A 1,206-nucleotide genomic window follows, 5' to 3' on the forward strand; every position below is an offset into this window, starting at 1 on the left:
GAGGTAGACAGGGCCCTCCGCGGTGCGTTCCAGGTGCCGGAAGCGGGCGCCGAGGACGCGGCCGTCGATGACGGTGGCGCCGTTCGCCGCGAAGACCATGTCGGGCAGGCCGCCGACCGGCTCGATGACGTCGACGGTGTGGCCGAGTTCGCGGTACAGGTCGCGCAGCCGCTCCCACTGGACGAGCGCGAGGCCGCCGTCGACGGGCTTCTCGGGCTCCATCCACGGGTTGATGGAGTAGGTGACGTCGAAGTGGCTCGGGGTGCACATCAGCAGGCGGCGCCGGGTCGCGGTGCGGACGGCCAGGGCCGGATGGGCAGGGGCCGGATAGCCAGGGGCGGCGGGGACGTCGGTGGCGGCGGGCGTGGTGCGGCGGGTGTCGGGCATGGCGATTCCCTTTTGGTTTCTCTTGTGGAGTATCGGCGCGCCCGGTGTGCGGCGCGTGAATCCCGCGTGAATCGGGGCGGGCGGACCGGCCGCGGACTGTGGTCCGTTGGCCGGAATTCGGTTCCCGGCGGCCCTGTCCGGGTGAAATCCGGTCGGTATCATTTCCCTTCAACGGGAGGAAGGAGCGACAGTGCGTGATGCCGTCGCCAATGCCGTGACTGCGGAGGGGATCGACCCTCAGGAGTTCCGGTCAGTCATGGGACATTTCTGTTCCGGCATAACCGTCGTGACGGCCATCGGCCCGGACGGCCCGGTGGGGTTCACCTGCCAGTCGTTCAGCTCGTTGTCGCTGCGGCCGCCGCGGGTGCTGCTCTGCCCGAGCCGGTCCTCGACGACCTGGCCGGTCATCGGCGCCGCCGGGCGCTTCTGTGTGAACGTCCTCGCGGCCGGCCAGGAGGGGCTGAGCAATGGTTTCGCCCGGTCCGGCGGCGACAAGTTCGACGGCGTGGAGTGGGATCTCTCCCCCAATGGAATGCCGTTGCTCTCCGGTGTCGCCGCCTGGGTGGACTGCGAACTCCAGGCCGAATACGACGGCGGGGACCATCTCGTCGTCACCGCGGATGTCCATGGACTCGGCGCGGGCGACACGGCCGGCCCCCTGCTCTACCACCGGGGGAAGTACGCGCGGATTACTCCGCCGCTCGCGGTCTGAGCGTTTATCGCTTTCGCGGATTCCGGCTCCGAGAAGAACTCCTGCGATGCGGTACGGCGCGGGGTCCGCTCGCCCGGCGGGCTCCGCGTACCCGGCCGGCCCCGTAC

Annotated in this window: 1 protein-coding gene and 1 pseudogene; one reads left to right on the forward strand and one right to left on the reverse strand. The window is 70.1% G+C overall.

Going from position 1 to position 1,206, the window contains the following annotated elements; translation table 11 throughout:
• Positions 1–270 (reverse strand): annotated as a pseudogene (locus ACFU99_RS44145) (amidinotransferase); the annotation flags it as partial.
• Positions 271–643: 373 nt separating this feature from the next.
• Here ACFU99_RS44145 and ACFU99_RS44150 point away from each other — a divergent pair.
• On the forward strand, positions 644–1,099 hold the full coding sequence (locus ACFU99_RS44150; protein ID WP_384404500.1) for a flavin reductase family protein: 456 nt from the start codon (positions 644–646) through the stop codon (positions 1,097–1,099).
• Positions 1,100–1,206: the final 107 nt, after the last annotated feature.

The organism is Streptomyces sp. NPDC057654 (assembly GCF_042800135.1).
Taxonomy (GTDB): Bacteria; Actinomycetota; Actinomycetes; order Streptomycetales; family Streptomycetaceae; genus Streptomyces.

What these genes read in the sequence shown, in the direction of transcription:
- ACFU99_RS44150 (WP_384404500.1), top strand. Translation starts at nt 644, where the DNA reads ATGGGACATTTCTGTTCCGGCATAACCGTCGTGACGGCCATCGGCCCG.